This window comes from Bacillus sp. TE9106W (genome assembly GCF_054062215.1).
Genome location: NZ_JBSSFA010000004.1, coordinates 102,347 through 119,045 on the forward strand (window position 1 = coordinate 102,347; position 16,699 = coordinate 119,045).

The 16,699-nt window shown below is 34.0% G+C and carries 10 protein-coding genes; 3 read left to right on the top strand and 7 right to left on the bottom strand.

Annotated features, from left to right (window positions below; genetic code table 11):
• Nucleotides 1-63: 63 nt before the first annotated feature.
• Together ACVWY7_RS09545 and ACVWY7_RS09550 are read left to right on the top strand one after the other, a co-directional pair.
• Complete coding sequence (locus tag ACVWY7_RS09545; protein WP_000272381.1) at nt 64-1,401, top strand: NAD(P)/FAD-dependent oxidoreductase; 1,338 nt, start codon at nt 64-66, stop codon at nt 1,399-1,401.
• A 468-nt stretch (nt 1,402-1,869) separates the two neighbouring features.
• The gene (locus ACVWY7_RS09550) at nt 1,870-3,789 is read left to right on the top strand and encodes an LTA synthase family protein (RefSeq protein ID WP_000791053.1); all 1,920 of its coding nucleotides are present in this window, start codon (nt 1,870-1,872) and stop codon (nt 3,787-3,789) included.
• Between the two features lie 99 nt (nt 3,790-3,888).
• Here ACVWY7_RS09550 and ACVWY7_RS09555 read toward each other — a convergent pair whose 3' ends face one another.
• Nucleotides 3,889-6,702, bottom strand: a complete 2,814-nt coding sequence (locus tag ACVWY7_RS09555) for a dynamin family protein (protein ID WP_456523764.1) — start codon at nt 6,700-6,702, stop codon at nt 3,889-3,891.
• Nucleotides 6,703-7,155: 453 nt separating this feature from the next.
• Here ACVWY7_RS09555 and ACVWY7_RS09560 point away from each other — a divergent pair, with 453 nt between their 5' ends.
• The gene (locus ACVWY7_RS09560) at nt 7,156-7,341 is read left to right on the top strand and encodes a hypothetical protein (RefSeq protein ID WP_000461128.1); all 186 of its coding nucleotides are present in this window, start codon (nt 7,156-7,158) and stop codon (nt 7,339-7,341) included.
• 345 nt (nt 7,342-7,686) lie between these two features.
• On the opposite strand, the gene ACVWY7_RS09565 is transcribed toward ACVWY7_RS09560, so the two are convergent.
• The 6 genes from ACVWY7_RS09565 to miaB all read right to left on the bottom strand — a co-directional run bounded on the left by ACVWY7_RS09565 (nt 7,687) and on the right by miaB (nt 16,381).
• A complete protein-coding gene (locus ACVWY7_RS09565) occupies nt 7,687-8,673 on the bottom strand; it encodes a choloylglycine hydrolase family protein (RefSeq protein WP_000337583.1) in 987 nt (328 codons plus the stop codon).
• 269 nt (nt 8,674-8,942) lie between these two features.
• Nucleotides 8,943-10,886: a DNA mismatch repair endonuclease MutL gene (mutL, locus tag ACVWY7_RS09570; protein ID WP_456523765.1), complete on the bottom strand. Its 1,944-nt coding sequence runs from the start codon at nt 10,884-10,886 to the stop codon at nt 8,943-8,945.
• Nucleotides 10,887-10,894: 8 nt separating this feature from the next.
• Nucleotides 10,895-13,567 (bottom strand): DNA mismatch repair protein MutS, encoded by a 2,673-nt coding sequence (mutS, locus tag ACVWY7_RS09575; protein ID WP_000196032.1) that lies wholly within the window; start codon nt 13,565-13,567, stop codon nt 10,895-10,897.
• 181 nt (nt 13,568-13,748) lie between these two features.
• Nucleotides 13,749-14,291, bottom strand: coding sequence for an outer spore coat protein CotE (cotE, locus tag ACVWY7_RS09580; RefSeq protein WP_001288800.1), 543 nt, complete (start codon nt 14,289-14,291; stop codon nt 13,749-13,751).
• Between the two features lie 125 nt (nt 14,292-14,416).
• On the bottom strand, nt 14,417-14,848 hold the full coding sequence (locus ACVWY7_RS09585) for a RicAFT regulatory complex protein RicA family protein (RefSeq protein WP_000870462.1): 432 nt from the start codon (nt 14,846-14,848) through the stop codon (nt 14,417-14,419).
• A 3-nt stretch (nt 14,849-14,851) separates the two neighbouring features.
• The gene (gene miaB / locus ACVWY7_RS09590) at nt 14,852-16,381 is read right to left on the bottom strand and encodes a tRNA (N6-isopentenyl adenosine(37)-C2)-methylthiotransferase MiaB (RefSeq protein WP_001005404.1); all 1,530 of its coding nucleotides are present in this window, start codon (nt 16,379-16,381) and stop codon (nt 14,852-14,854) included.
• Nucleotides 16,382-16,699: the final 318 nt, after the last annotated feature.

The window sequence follows — 16,699 nt, forward strand, 5'->3', positions numbered from 1 at the left end:
TTCATAAAATTGTTATACACTAGAAAAATAAAAAACAAACTATTCGTTAGCGGGTGAAAGAATATGTATGATGTTACAATTATCGGCGCTGGAGTAAGTAGCATTTTTATGGCTTATTTACTAGCTAAAAGTAACAAAAAGGTTTTAATTCTGGATAAAGGGAAAGCGTTAGAAGATCGCCATTGTCCTTTAGACGAAGGAAAAGTGTGTACTTGTACTACATGTGATAAATATTTCGGGTTTGGCGGGCTAGGAAAATCTGAAGGGAAATTTAATTATACAAACGGATTTGGCGGAGAACTTGAGCAAAAAGTCGGTAAAGAAGGCTTTAAACAACTTATGGCTGAAGTAGATGAAATTCTATGTCAGTTCGGAGGAAGCTCTGTTTCAAAATATTCTACAGAAAATCCAACTCTCAATAAGAAGGCTGAAGCTTGTGGTTTGCAAATGCTAACAACAGAAGTACGGCATCTTGGCACTACACTTTCAAGTGACATTTTTCAGCAACTCTATGAATTTTTACTTACGAAAATAAATATACATTTTCATATAGATGTGCAACATATTATGAAACAGAAAGATCATTTTACAATAGAGACAAATGAAGAAACAGTTCAATCTAAACAACTAGTATTTGCAGCTGGGCGTTCCGGAGCAGACTGGTTAAAAGAAATGTGTACTTCTCTAAATATTTCTCAAGAACAAACTCGTGTAGATTTAGGTATTAGAGTAGAGATGAAAGAACACCAATTACGATCTATATTAAAAGATACATTCGAGACGAAACTTTCTTATGAGCAGGAAGATTTCACAGCAACTACGTACTGTATGAATCCAAAAGGACGCATTATTAGAAAGTACGAAGAAGGTTTAGTTATGCCTGATGGTCAAAATTTTCGAGAGAAAGGAACTGGCACACCTAACTTAAATTTCACTTTATTTATCCCGCGCTATTTTCCAACTCTCAAAGAAGCAAATCTGTATGCAAGCTCAATTATAAAAAACATTAACCAAGGACGAGATCGAATTGTTATACAGCGCTTAGAGGACTTACTAAAAAAAGAACCTACAACAGCGAACAACATGAAACATAACCGTATACAGCCTACACTACAAGGAGATTATGGAGATTTGAATACAGAAATTCCTCCATTATATATTGAAGGACTTAAAGAATTTTTGTTACGCTTAGAACAATTTATCCAAGAACCGATTGATACAGATACTTTATTATATGGAATTGACGGAAAGTTTTATACTCCTACGATAAAACTCAATAACCATTTTGAAACCAGTATACATGGGCTATTTTTAGTCGGAGATTGTTCAGGCGTCACTCATTCATTATCTCAAGCTGCTGCAAGTGGGTTGTATGTTGGAAAATATTTATCTATGGTTTAAATTCTTTCATTAAGACACCAATTAAATATTTTAAATTTCACAACGCTTTATTTATGTACCTTATCCTTCCCCCGCTAACGACTCCCCCGTAAAAAATCGGAATTTTACGAGATACATATGTAATATAACTATGTATGTAAAACGATTGACATTCAATTCTAATAAATTGAATGTCAATCGTTTTACAAGCCTCTATTCATTTCTACTTTCATTTGTTCGATATTTTGTAACATCATCATAGTGTTTAATATGTTAGGATGTCTATAAGTATTTTTTACTACAACTATGACTTTTTCTGCTCTGTTCTAAAAAATAGATTTATGCTTTAAAATTTCCCATTGTACGTATATGAATACTTCATATTATTACCATTAGAAACCATTGGCTAAATGTTTTATTACACTCTAATAGTTATAAAAATATAATATATAACACAAGTTAAATAAATTGTATAAAGAAGGTGTAAAAATGAAAAATAAAATCAATTTACAAATGCAAAATATAAGCTTTGTTTTAATAATTGCTTTAGCAGTATGGTTAAAAACATATCTTATTACAAGGTTCAGTTTTGATTTAAAAATTGAGTCTTCTACACAAGAGCTGATTTTATTTATTAGCCCACTCGCTGCATCATTAGCTTTTGTCGGATTAGCATTATTTGCAACCGGTGAAAAGCGAAATTATATCGCGCTATGTATTAATTTCTTATTAACAATCGTACTCGTTGGGAATGTAATGTTCTATGATTTTTATAGTGATTTCGTTACGTTACCAGTACTTGGGCAAACATCAAACTTTGGGCAATTAGGCGGTAGTATTTTAGAAATATTGAACTATAAAATTATACTCGCTTTCGTAGACATTATTTTCTTCTTTATTTTGTTAAAGAAGAAGGCACTAGTCTTCCAAACAGGACGTGTAACTCATCCGGCACGCTTCGTATATTTTCTCTTAACGGTTGGTGTATTTTTTGCAAATCTACATCTTGCAGAAAAAGAACGACCTGAACTATTAACGAGATCGTTCGACCGGGTCATGCTTGTTAAAAATTTAGGACTATACACGCATCAAGTTTATGATTTAACACTGCAAGTAAAAGCAGGATCACAAAAGGCACTTGCTGATAGTAGCAAATTACAAGAAACAGAAAACTACGTAAAGGCAAACCAAAGTGAACCGAATCCTAATATGTTTGGTGCAGCGAAAGGAAAAAACGTAATTGTCGTTACTCTTGAATCCTTGCAAACCTTTTTAATAGGCGCAAAAGTTAACGGAGAAGAAGTTACACCATTTTTGAATGAATTCATAAATGAAAGCTATTACTTTGATAACTTTTTCCACCAAACTGGGCAAGGAAAAACGTCCGATTCTGAATTTCTAATCGATACGTCGTTGTATCCATTAAATCGAGGAGCTGTATTTTTCACACACGGTAACAATGATTATACTGCGACGCCAGAAATTTTACGTCAGCAAGGTTATTTCACTTCTGTATTCCATGCGAATAATGCAACATTTTGGAATCGTAACATTATGTACTCTGCTCTCGGTTATGATCGTTACTATAATGAACTTGATTACAAAATTACGCCTGAAACAAATTTAAATTGGGGCTTAAAAGATATCGAATACTTTGATCAATCAGTAGATATATTAAAAACTGTTGATCAACCATTTTACGCTCGTTTCCTTACTTTAACAAACCATTATCCATTTACGTATGATGAAGATACTAAATTCATTGAACCATATGACTCTGGTAATGGCGTGTTTGATCGTTATATCGTAACAGCACGTTACTTAGACGAATCCATTAAAAAATTTATTGAGCGTTTAAAAGCTGAGGGAATGTATGATGATTCTATTATTGTTTTATATGGTGATCATTATGGCATTTCTGAAAAACATAATCGTGCAATGGCACAGTTTTTAGAAAAAGATCAAATAACAGAATTTGACACTTTAAATTTACAACGTACACCTTTATATATTCATATGCCTGGTCAAACCGAAGGTGAAACGATTTCAAAGCCTACGGGCCAAATCGATATAAAACCTACTATTCTCAATTTATTAGGGATTGATACTACGAACGATATTCATTTTGGTCATGATATGTTTTCAGATAAATATACTGGTTTTGTTGTTTTACGTGATGGTAGCTTTATTACAGATAAGTATGCATACAAAAACAATACTTTCTATGACCGCATAACAGGTGAAATTGTAAATTTACCAAAAAATGAAGCACAAGCACTCATTAAGCGTGCACAAAATGAATTACGAATGTCTGACAAAATTATTGAAGGCGATTTATTACGTTTCTCAGAAAGTAATAAAATTAAAACTGGCGAAGTACAAACTAAAATTAAAGAAACTGAAAAATAATGTAAATATGAAAAGGGAGCAACTCATTACAGTTGCTCCCTTTTATTCTCTTCTAACACGTGATGCCATTTCAAATAAAAAATCTCATATATTTTACTTTTATTCTACACTTGCTTCTAAAGTTACATCTGCATAAGTTTGATCATCACCTATATATAAAATTACTTCACATTGACGTAATCTCAATTCAAAGAGCATGATAGAATCATGATAGACTTCAGGATTTGATTTCATCTTATGTAACAGCTCTTGTTTTTCTTGTATTTCTAATTGCATATTTTCTACTGTTTGTTTCAAACAGTTAAATGGATTCCTAAAGAATATATGAATATCTCGCTCTTGTGTGTTTTCAAATAGCTCAAATTGCAAGAAAAATTTCTTCATAATAGAATCCGTTACCTCGGTATAATCTTCATTTTCTACATGCTGTTTGTATTTGTTATACAGCATAATTTTATTTTTAGGAAGAACTCCAAATAATTTACCGGCACTTTTCAGTAAAAATTGCGCTGGCGTAAATCGACGTAAAATATTTACTTCATCCATTTGTATGCTAGTCGTCATTCTGTCAGCATCTCTGCGCCAATCGTCAAGCACTTTAAAGTCACATTCTAACTGGATTCGATTTTCTCCAAATAAAGAATTAAGTCCTTCACTAAGCTCTTCTAAGTAAGACTGACTTTGAAGGAGCTCATTATGAGAAGTTGCAATCCAATTTTGCATAGAAAGAGCAAGATGAGGTAATACGGTTTGTTCTAAATATTTATGCACTCTTTCATTCATTGCTTTATTTAGTTCCGTATCCATGTTACCAAAATCACTTTCTTCACTCATTAAATCAGAACAGCTCTGTAATATCTTCGGTATATTTTCAGTAAGATCATTTGTAATTTCCGCTTTCATTGTACGATATGACTGTGTAATGAAATGAATTTTCTCCCTCTCAAATGCAGTAAGATTATTAATACTACCGTTTAGTTTCACTAGCATATCTTCATTCCACTTAATAGCATCTACGAGATTGTTTTCTTTTTCAACACGTTTATCTAAAAGATATGTAATTGTTTTTCGGATGAAGAACAATAGCTTTTCAGTACGTTCTGCATCAATATTTTTATGATTAAAGTTAAAATGAATAAACTCAGTTAACTCATTTAATTGTTGGCTACTTGTATATAACGAAGAATAAGGGAAAATTCTCGCTTGCGGGAAATATGTGTTTATTCTCGCTTCCGTATCTTGTAATACTCTTTTTACTTCTGCTTCACTGTAAATGTTATCGATTTTATTTAATAAGAAATGAATTTGTAAATTTGGTGTATGTTCTTGAATGCTTAATAAAATATCACGCTCTTTATCAGTAAACGGTGAATCCGCATTTAATACAAACAATAATTCATCCACGGAATTTAGATATTCAAATACCTCATCCCTAGTGTCATTATTCCTATTAAATCCAGGTGTAACTACAAATGTAAGTTTATTTTCATTTAAAAATCTACATGGTAATTTAAATTCAACACATGCTCTATCTCTATACGTTTGATGGTGCTGAGACATCATATTATGATAATCAGAGATATCTTCCGTTGTTGTAATTGCAGCATCTGTTATGGCGTTAATTTCTGTGTGAGCATCATTTTTTAAAACTACTACATTTGAAATTGATTTTTCTAATATATTTTCTCCTAATATAGAGTTGATAAATGTAGTTTTTCCGTTCCCTGAAGTTCCTGTTACTAAAATACGATTTGTTCTTAAATCTGCAAGTTCGTCAACTAACCATCTAAATCGTTGACCTATTTCTATATTATGCTTTTGTGCCCAATCTGTAATAGATTCAAAAAGATGTAAACTGTACTCTAAACCATTCACATGATTAATAGAATATGACAGTAAGTTTTCCGCATTTTTTACATTTGCTGAATCTATTTTGGAAGGAAAAATCTCATCCCACGCCAATACAGCTGCTGATGGAAATGCAGCATAAGACGGATTGACTACCTTTAACCAATTTGCTAACAGATTTGGAATGATATCGTGTAATTGTCTAAGCATATATTGCCCTTGAATTAATGCAAAGTACGTTTCTTCGTAAAGAGAAGAAATTTTGTTCCATATATCGGACGAATGTATTTCAATATGTAAGAAAAATTCATTTATTGTGTTAAGCCATAATAAGTAATTTTGTTCATTTCTATAACTGTTCCAAAGTGATGAAACCATTTGCGTAAATTGTACTTGATCTACATTATTTAATGTAACTAATGCATCATAAAAATAATCTGGTGAAATATGTTTAGTAAATCCTTTATCGATATATCCTTTTAACACCTCAAACCACGGATAAGATTCTATTCGAATTAACTCATTCACAGCAAGCTCTACTGCACTATCAAAATCTTGTTGTTCCTCATAAAAGGAACGGGCAATTTTTGTGACATTCGGATAATCCGGATTTAAAGAAACCGCTTCTTTAATAACAGCGAAAGCTGATTCAACATTATTTTGCTCTATGTAAAGAGAAAGTAATTGTAATCTAATTTCCGTCATCAATATTTTATTATCAGTCGTAATGGAAGTATAAACATTTTCAGCAACTGATAATTGATTCAGTTCGAAATAAGCATCTGCAATATTTTTTTGTGCCCATGGTGCTAATTCATTACTAACCTTCTCCCATTTAAAAATAGCTGCTTCAAAATCTTGATGGCGATAATAAAATTCACCTTGCGCAAAACGAATATAAGATCCATCAGAAATCTCATTTTTTTCTTCGTTTACATAAGCTTGTCCAAGCACGTCAAGAGTTGGTTTTGTTTCATTCTCCATTAGGAATGTTTCATAATACATCTTTTTTATTAATTGTTTTTCTAATCTCATCTTTTCCCCCACTATATCTTGAAAATACATTTTTAAGATATGTCAACACTTTATTTATGTATGCTTTTTATCTTAACAAAGAATATCTTTTGGAAAATTTCATTTTCCTTTCATTTTTCAAGTAAGATTGAATTTTTATGAGAAAAGTTTCAGTTTTTTTTCAATTCCCTTTCAGTTATGAAACAGCATTAAATGTTCCTAATAACATAATAACACTATAATATCCCGCATTATATTATCAGGAAAACCCTATATGAAACATATTATAAAAACAATTTATATCGAATATATATGCAAAATTCACTTCACTAATAAATGAAAGAAATCATTATCATATATTTTTCACATTCTTTTCCTTTGAAATATTTCAGTAAGTACGCAATTAAATTCCATTAACCTATATAAATAACTAGTCCAAAAAAAATCTATATGCATATCATGTTATAGTAAAGAATTCAGGAAATCGCAAAAGGAGGCATTTTCATGTTTGAAGATAAATCTAAAATAAACTACCCATATGAATTTACTGAAACTACAACAATCCCTCTAAAAAACCCCATCAATAAAAATTTCAAAAACGGCTCTGGTACACATACTTTTCCAATTAAGAAGCACTATAAAGAACAGGTGTTATATACGGAAAAAATTAATAATAATAAAAATAAATAAGCGTATAGTTATGTTTTTAGTAATGTATAAATCTTTTTTATACAACTCATGTACTTTTAAAAAGTGCTGATATACAGCGCTTTTTTATACATAGATAATGGCAGAACAAAAAAAGTATGGATATTTTCCACACCTTTTTTATTCTTTACTATTTATAAATAAATTCCACCTTCACTGCTCCTTAGTCAATGCTCCTAGCAGCAAAATTCTACTCGTTGGAGTCATTGAAGAAAGGAGTAGATTTATGATAAATCACAAAGTTAAAGAAGCACCCAAGAATGATATAAATCATTATTGCTCTATTATATATATTCAAAAATGCACCAAACATTGTTTCAAAGCTACTTAGTTTTCATAAAATATTTTTTGTTTCCGTTGGAACGGATAGGCTTTAATCTCATCTGTATCTAAATTTTCATGAAATAAATGAACAGCTATAATTTGTCTACAATCGTAAGTATGATAATAATATGTTCCGGACTCCATACACATTACGCTTGTATATATGGTATTATCTAATGCACCTTCTTCTGTTATTACTCCGCCTTTAGGTACCTCGCAATTTGATAAGATATGAAAAAGGGCCGATACCCCCTCTTCTTCGCTATCTATACCTCGAATGTTTTGTTTGCCATATGCTGCTCGCACAAACCTCGATGGTGGGGTGAAATCTCCTGGAAGTCCCATTGAGCCCGAGCCTTGGCCAAAAGCACTTAATGGTAAATTACTCCACTCTGTTGGCGCGAATGGCTGCGATTTAAGGCCAATATATTGTCTTAAATTTTGCAAATGCCAATTAAACTCCGGACTATTCGTCATCACTCCTAGTGGGTTGTCATACATTTTTAATCCTTCATTTGTCGGCTCCAGCACAATACAATCTCCCCATTTATCCGCCAAAATCCAATGTAGTGGTGGCGTAAGTCCCAAATCCGGTAATGGTATATCCAAAAAGGTAATACTATCTACAGATTTCTTTAACTCTTTGACAGAATTGAATTGTGTAAGACTCCAAGCTACAAAATCAAATGGAGCCAAATTCGTTTTGTTGTCATCTATGCTTTGACTATAAGTAGCGAATCCTGGGAAATAGAGTGTTGCACATGTCATACCTGCTTCATTTACTCCGTCCGCCATAATGATCCTTCCTTGATGATTAATCCCCATTCCAACCGTAGCATGTTTCGTATTAATAATTTCACCAGTTATATTATTCCACTGGTAATGTCGAGGAATGATTATTACTTCTTGATTCAAATCCAATGTGAAGTCCATCGTTCTTGCAAAAAGATGCTGACCGTCTTTTGTCTGTAATGTCAAACTAGTACACATAAAGAACACCCCATTTTATGGTTTTATCTACACTTTACATAATTCTGATAAATCTGTAAATTAAAACCTCTTTCTGTACAAAAAATTGAGAACACACATATAAAATACAAATAGGTTACGTTTATCTCTAGTTTATATATGAATTTTTAACATATAGTTGTAAAAGAAATATATTAAAAAGGAGCGACTTGTTACTATCGCTCCTTTTTATTTCTCTCTATATTTTACTAAAATAACCAGACATCATTTTTTCTCTATGAACATGTCCCCTACATAACCCTCTTAAACATCTTCTCCAACTCATAAGTAGAATGATGCACAAGAATTGGTCTTCCGTGCGGGCATGTGTACGGGTTTGTTGTTGTACGAAGTTCTTCCAGTAAAGCAAATATTTGATCGTTCGTTAAATATTGATTTGCTTTAATGGATGCTTTACAGCTCATCATGATGGCTGCTTCTTCACGTAACTTTTTAATATCAACTTTTTTTAGCTTAACAACTTGTTCCATCATTTCGTCGATAATTTCTGTTTCTTGTCCTTTTGGGAACCACGTTGGATGCGAGCGGACGATAAAGGATTGATGGCCGAATTGCTCCAAGAATAGTCCAACTTTTTTTAGTTCTTCTAGTTGCTCTTCGACACGTAAAAATTCAGTAAGAGATAAATCGATGCGGTATGGTACAAGTAATTCTTGTACTTCTTGTGCTACCCTTCCTACTTTATCACGGAAGTATTCATAATTAATACGTTCCTGCGCGGCATGCTGGTCAATCATATATAAGCCTTTATCATTTTGTGCGAAAATATATGTTCCGTGCATTTGTCCAATTGGATAAAGCGGTGGTAAATCATTACCGTTCATTTCAATCTCTTCTATTTCCCGAACTTCTTCTTCCAATTCTTCTAATTCAAAATCCTCTTCGTTACTGTCCCACGATTTCTCTTCTCGAATTGGTTCTTCCATTATCGGTTTTGTAGATGGTTGCCAACTTTGTTCTTCTCTTACGAGCGATTGTGGTGGTTGCCATTCTTGCTTCGGCGGTTGCCACAGTTGTGCTGGCTGTTTCACAGCCAGTGGTTCTTCTTGTTTTCCATCCATGCCCGTCGGTAAAATGATATCCGGCATGGATGGTTCTTTCGGCTTCCCATGCTCAAACTGGAACTGTTCTTGCACACTTTCATCTTTTTCTTTTTTCTTCGTTGTTACACCTGCATCTGGAATGAGCTGTATTTTTTTGAATGCTGCTTGCAATGTTTCTTCGATTAGCTTTAGTAATTCTTGTTCTTTACTAAAACGAACTTCTAATTTCGCTGGATGTACGTTAACGTCAACAAGCATTGGATCCATTTCAATCGATAAGAAGCCGATTGGGTATCGTCCGACTGGCAGTAATGTATGATATCCTTGCTGAATAGCTTTCATTAATACGAAATTTCGAACGTAACGGCCATTTACGATTGTTGACATATAATTACGAGATGCTCTCGTTACTTCTGGTAATGTTACATAACCTTTAATTGTGAAATCTAAAGATTCAGCTTCAATTGGAACAAGCTTCTTTGCAACTTGAATGCTATAAATCGATGCAAGTACTTGTCTTACATCACCATTTCCTGATGTATGAAGCAATTTCTTTTCATTATGAAATAGCTTTAATGATACTTCTGGATGCGACATTGCAATACGATACACAATATCTGTAATATTACCAAGCTCTGTATGAATGGTTTTCATATATTTAAGACGCGCTGGTGTATTAAAGAATAAGTTTTGTACTGTAATATCTGTTCCTTTTCGGCTCGCTGTTTTTTCCTGCTTTATAATGTCTCCACCTTTAATAATAAGGTGTGTACCAGGAGCATCACCGGTGCTAGTGATTAATTCTAATTCACTAACTGAGGCAATACTTGGCAACGCCTCACCGCGGAAACCGAGTGTTCTTATGCGAAACAGATCATTTTCATCTTTAATTTTGCTCGTCGCATGTCGTTCAAAAGCAACGATACAATCTTCTTCTGCAATGCCATCTCCATTATCAATGATACGAATTTTCGATAAACCAGCTTCTTCTAAGTGGATTTCAATAGATGTACTATTCGCATCGATAGAATTTTCCACAAGTTCTTTTACGACTGAGGCAGGGCGCTCTACTACTTCCCCTGCCGCAATTAAGTTAGAGAGTTGGTCATCGAGTTTGCGAATTTTCCCCATCTACTTACTCATCCTTTCTTTAACTTTTTCTGTAAGCGATACAGTTCGTTCATCGCTTCTAAAGGTGTCATATCAAGTAAATCAATTTTTTTAATTTGCGTAAGTACTGCTGTTTCTTTTGCATCTAGAACTGGCTTGTCTTGCTTTTTCGAAGACTGCTCTGTGCCAAAGAATGATAGTTGTGATTCTTCTTCATTGTCTACCTTCGTTTCTTCTATTGCTACTGGTTCTTCTTTTACAACTACAGGTTCTGGAATTACTTCTTGCTCTTTCACTTCTACACGCTTTGGAATAACAATTTCTTCCTGTCCTTCTAATTGTGCTAACACTTCTTTCGCACGAGCGATTAAGCTATCTGGAAGCTCCGCAAGTTGCGCAACGTGAATTCCGTAACTTTTATCTGCTGCCCCATCTTGGATTTTATGAAGGAATACTACTTTTCCGTTCTCTTCAATAGCTGAAACGTGTACATTTTTCAGTTGATCTAAACTTTCTTCTAGCACGGTTAATTCATGATAATGCGTAGAGAATAACGTTTTCGCACCAATTTGGTCATGAATATGTTCAATGATTGCTTGTGCAAGTGCCATACCATCATACGTAGATGTACCGCGTCCAATTTCATCGAATAAAATTAAACTTCTTTCTGATGCGTTTGCAATTGCATTTTTTGCTTCTAACATTTCGACCATAAATGTACTTTGACCTGAAATTAAATCATCCGCTGCACCAATTCTCGTAAAGATTTGGTCAAATACAGGTAATACTGCTTCTGTTGCTGGTACGAAACAACCGATTTGCGACATAACTGTTACAAGTGCTAATTGTCTCATATACGTACTTTTACCAGACATGTTCGGTCCTGTAATTAAAAAGACATCCATCTTCTCTGGCATAATACAATCATTCGGTACATACAATTTCCCGTTCAATACTTTTTCAACGACAGGATGACGACCATCTTTAATAAAGATTTCGCGCTTCGTTGTTAGTACAGGTTTTACAAACTGTTCTTCTTCACTAACTGTCGCAAAACTTTGCAGTACGTCTAATTCACTAATTACTTTCGCTAAATGCTGTAATTTCGGAATAAATACTTTTACTTCTTCACGAAGCGCTGTAAATAAATCGTATTCTAGTTGTACAATTTTTTCTTCTGCTTCTAAGATTAATGTTTCTTTTTCTTTCAGTTCATCCGTAATGAAACGTTCCGCATTAGCAAGCGTTTGTTTACGCTCATAGCGCCCTTCTGGAAGTGCTGCCAAGTTCGCTTTCGTTACTTCAATGTAGTAGCCAAAAATACGGTTGTATCCAATTTTCAACGATTTAATTCCTGTAATATCACGCTCTCGTTTTTCAAGCTCAGCAATCCACGTTTTTCCGTTTTTACTCACATAGCGATATTGATCAAGCTTGTCATTATAACCATCTTTAATAATATCTCCATCTTTAATCGAAAGCGGTGGATTTTCTTGAATACTTCTTCCTAGTAATTCTGTTAGACTCTCACATGGATCTGCACCTTGAATTAACCTCGCTGCATACGCGTTATCTAACAAACTAATCGCTTCTAAAATAGCTGGTACTTGCAGTAAAGATCGTCTTAACTGTAATAAGTCTCTTGCATTGACATTACCAAATGCAACTTTCCCTGCTAAACGTTCCAAATCATATACTTCTTTTAACTTTTCTTTTAAATCTTCACGTAGGAAGTAATCATTTACAAACGTTTCAACCATTTCTAAACGCTCTTCAATTCGTTCTTTCTGTATAAGTGGACGTTCCATCCACTGTTTTAACATACGACCACCCATAGCCGTTTTCGTCTTATCTAATAGCCATAGTAAAGACCCTGTTTTTTCTTTCGTTCGAAGCGTTTCTGTCAGCTCTAAATTTCGCTTTGAATGCACATCAATTTTCATAAATTGATTCGTATAATAAATTTCCACAGGCTGTAAATGATCTAATGAACGTTTTTGCGTTCTTATTACATAGTTAAATAAGCGCCCAACTGCTTTAATTAACTTTGCTTGTGAAACGTTTTTCACAAGATGTTCTAACCCTTCTGGGATTGCCGTTGCATCTTCATATGAAATCGTCATCTTTAACGTTTCCGTTAACTTGTTTAATTTATCTTTTGAAAAGGAAGAATCTACAACAATTTCTTTCGAACCAGTTGCATACACTTCTAATAAAATATCTTCCACTGAACCAGTCAATAACGTTACTGTATTTTGTCCAGTCGTTAAATCGTTACAAGCTAACGCATATGACCCATCTTCAAAATGTGTTAATGCGGCTAAGAAGTTATTTTCTTTTTCATCAATTGTACGCCCTTCCATCATCGTTCCTGGCGTAATTAATTGTACGACTTCACGGCGCACTACACCTTTAGCTGTTTTTGGATCTTCTACTTGCTCACAAACCGCTACTTTATATCCTTTTTCAACAAGTTGTTCAATATAGTTTTTAGCCGCATGATACGGTACACCGCACATCGGTATACGTTCACTACTACCACCGTCTCGGCTCGTTAATGTAATTTCAAGTTCATGGGCTGCTTTAACCGCATCCTCAAAGAACATTTCATAAAAATCACCTAAGCGGAAAAATAAAAAGGCATCTTGATAGTCTGCCTTAACCTTTAAATATTGCTGTATCATAGGGGTATATTGCGTCATACTTCTCCTCCATAATTCTTACATAATAATCTATATTCATATATGTCACATTTCACGGACATCCATATCTCCTATTTCAGGAGTCTTTCTTCATTATAGCACATTTCATTAGGATTCATGTTCATTCAAGCATCACTTATGTAAAGTAAAAAGCTAGGAAGAACTTCTCCCTAGCTTTCTATTACTCTTCTTCTGCATCAACGATAAAGTTCGGATCTAACTCTTCAAACTCATCATCATCGATTTGGAAATCTTCGTCTGATTCTACACAACCTTCAGGGTTTACACTTACACAAATTTTCGTTTCGCCAACTACTTCTGTTACAAATTCACGTTCTACCGTTACAACAATTTTATTACCATTTGGTGATACAAGAGCTTCTAAACAATTTGGCGGCTGAATGACACGAGCAATAATTTCTAAATCATCACCAGAAAAGTTTTTATCACGATAGCCAATACTTACTTCATCCGTGTAGTTCACACGTTCTGTTACAACTTCTGTCTTTGTATTGCCATCAAATGAATACCATGTGTTCACATCATAGAAACCTTCAATTTCCACATGTTTTCCATTCTTTCTTGCTTCATACGAGTGGTTAATTACCCAGCACCCTAAAATACTTGTTGGCTCATTATTCGATTCACATGTATGCGTTGACTTTGTATACTTACGTCCTTTTCCAACCACTGCTTTTGTAATAATCTCTCTAAATTCGGACATTCGTAACCCTCCTCAATCACTATTCACTTAATCATATGCGTGACAATAGCGGAATGTGTCATTCTTTTTTTGAGAAGAACTTACGTTTAATCCACTAAAAAAAGAGATGTCAATTCGACATCTCTTTAACAACCACAATTTCCTTTTTTACTTTCTACCGCTGCGCCCGTTTCACCCTTTAATACATCGCCATTAGTTGAAATTAATATTTCATCTGTTACGTTGTTAGAAATCGTACTTGCAACTAGCTGTAGTAAGTCATTTACATATGTTTGTGAAGATTTAAATTCTTGTACAACTGGGATACTATCTAACTTATCTTGCAAGGCATCAATTTCAGCTTCTACTTTTTTCAAAGCTTCCCATTTCCCGTAATGTTGCAAGTTTACTGCTTGTTTTTGCAATGCTTTAATTTCATCAATTGCGCGCTTTACATTTTCATTTTTATGAATTTGCGCCTCTGCTTTCTTAAAGAAATCAACTTCTTCTGTTTCAGAAATCATTTTTGCTAATTCTTTCGCTTGCTCAACAATTTCATCTTTCGAATATACTTTCATCTATTATTCCACCTCAATCGGCTCTTCAACTAATTCTCCGTTAAGAGACCAAGTTTTTGCATCCGTTACTTTTACTTTCACAAGCTGACCAATTAAAGACTTTGGAGCAACGAAGTTTACAAGTTTATTCGTACGAGTATAACCTGCAAGTACTTCTGGATTATTTTTACTTTCCCCATCAACTAACACTTCTACAATTTGACCTTTATAACGATCATTCTTTTCAATTGCCAATTTATTTACTAATGCATTTAAGCGTTGAAGACGTTCTTTCTTTACTTCCATCGGTACATTGTCTTTCATTTTTGCAGCTGGTGTACCTTCACGCGGAGAATAAATAAAGGTAAAGGCAGTATCAAATCCTACTTCACGATATAACGACATCGTTTCTTCAAATTGCTCATCTGTTTCATTCGGGAAACCGACGATAATATCAGTTGTTAATACCGCGTTTGGAATTGCTTCTTTAATTTTTCTTACAAGCTCTAAATAATGCTCACGTGAATATTTACGCGCCATAATTTTTAACATTTCTGTGCTTCCAGATTGAACTGGTAAGTGAATATGTTCTACTAAGTTTCCGCCTTTTCCAAGCACTTCAATTAAGTGATCATCGAAATCGCGTGGATGGCTCGTTGTAAAACGAATACGGGCAATATCAACTTTACGGAGTTCGTCCATTAAATCGCCAAGACCGTATTCTATATCTTCAAAGTCTTTACCATATGCATTTACGTTCTGTCCAAGTAACGTAATTTCTTTATAACCATTCGCAGCTAAATGACGAATCTCTTGGATAATGTCTTCTGGACGTCTGCTTCGCTCTTTTCCGCGTGTATACGGTACGATACAATATGTACAGAACTTATCACAGCCATACATAATATTTACCCAAGCTTTAATATCACCACGGCGTACTTTCGGAAGGTTTTCAATTACGTCTCCTTCTTTGGACCAAACTTCAACTACCGTCTCCTTCGAGAACATTGCATCTTTTAGAATGTACGGTAATCTATGAATATTATGCGTTCCAAACACCATATCTACATGCTGATTTTTTTGCATAATTTTATTTACAACAGATTCCTCTTGAGACATACAACCACATACACCAATTAAAAGGTCTGGATTTCGTCTTTTTAGTGCCTTTAAATGACCTAGTTCACCGAACACTTTATTTTCAGCATTTTCACGGATGGCACAAGTATTTAATAATACTACATCTGCGTCTTCAGTTGAAAAGGTTGGTTCATACCCCAGTGCAGTAAAAATACCAGCCATTACTTCTGTATCATGCTCATTCATTTGACAACCATATGTACGAATATAGAACTTTCTTCCTGTACCGAAATTACGAAACTCTTCAGGCAAGCCAAAATCCCGTTCAATTTTAACTTCTTCTTTCCCTCGCTTTTTCGCCTCTTTTAAGGAAGGTGGTTGGTATACACTTTCAAAGTATTTGCTATAATCTTTCTCTTCTTTTTTCGTAGAGGAATTCACTTGTTGACTTGCTAATCGTTGTTGCTCGTTCATTGGTAATCTCCTTTCACCCTTAACTATACACACTCTATAGTCCATTTTAATGTGCTTAGACCCACCTCAAAAATGGTTAGATAGCTTGAGAGATAACTTGTCCTTTGAAACTTGAGTAATCAATCTAATCATCTATAAGAATGAAGTCTTCCCCACACAAATAGACATTCCCTTTTTGTATTTCTTTTGTCCTACTCAAAAGCATATTGCTTTATCCCTATAAACATTACCATAGTATGAAGCGTTTCGCCAATTTTTACAAAGAAGAAGGCTTATCCTATTATTACATTTCCTAGTTAATGAACATGCAATTTTCAT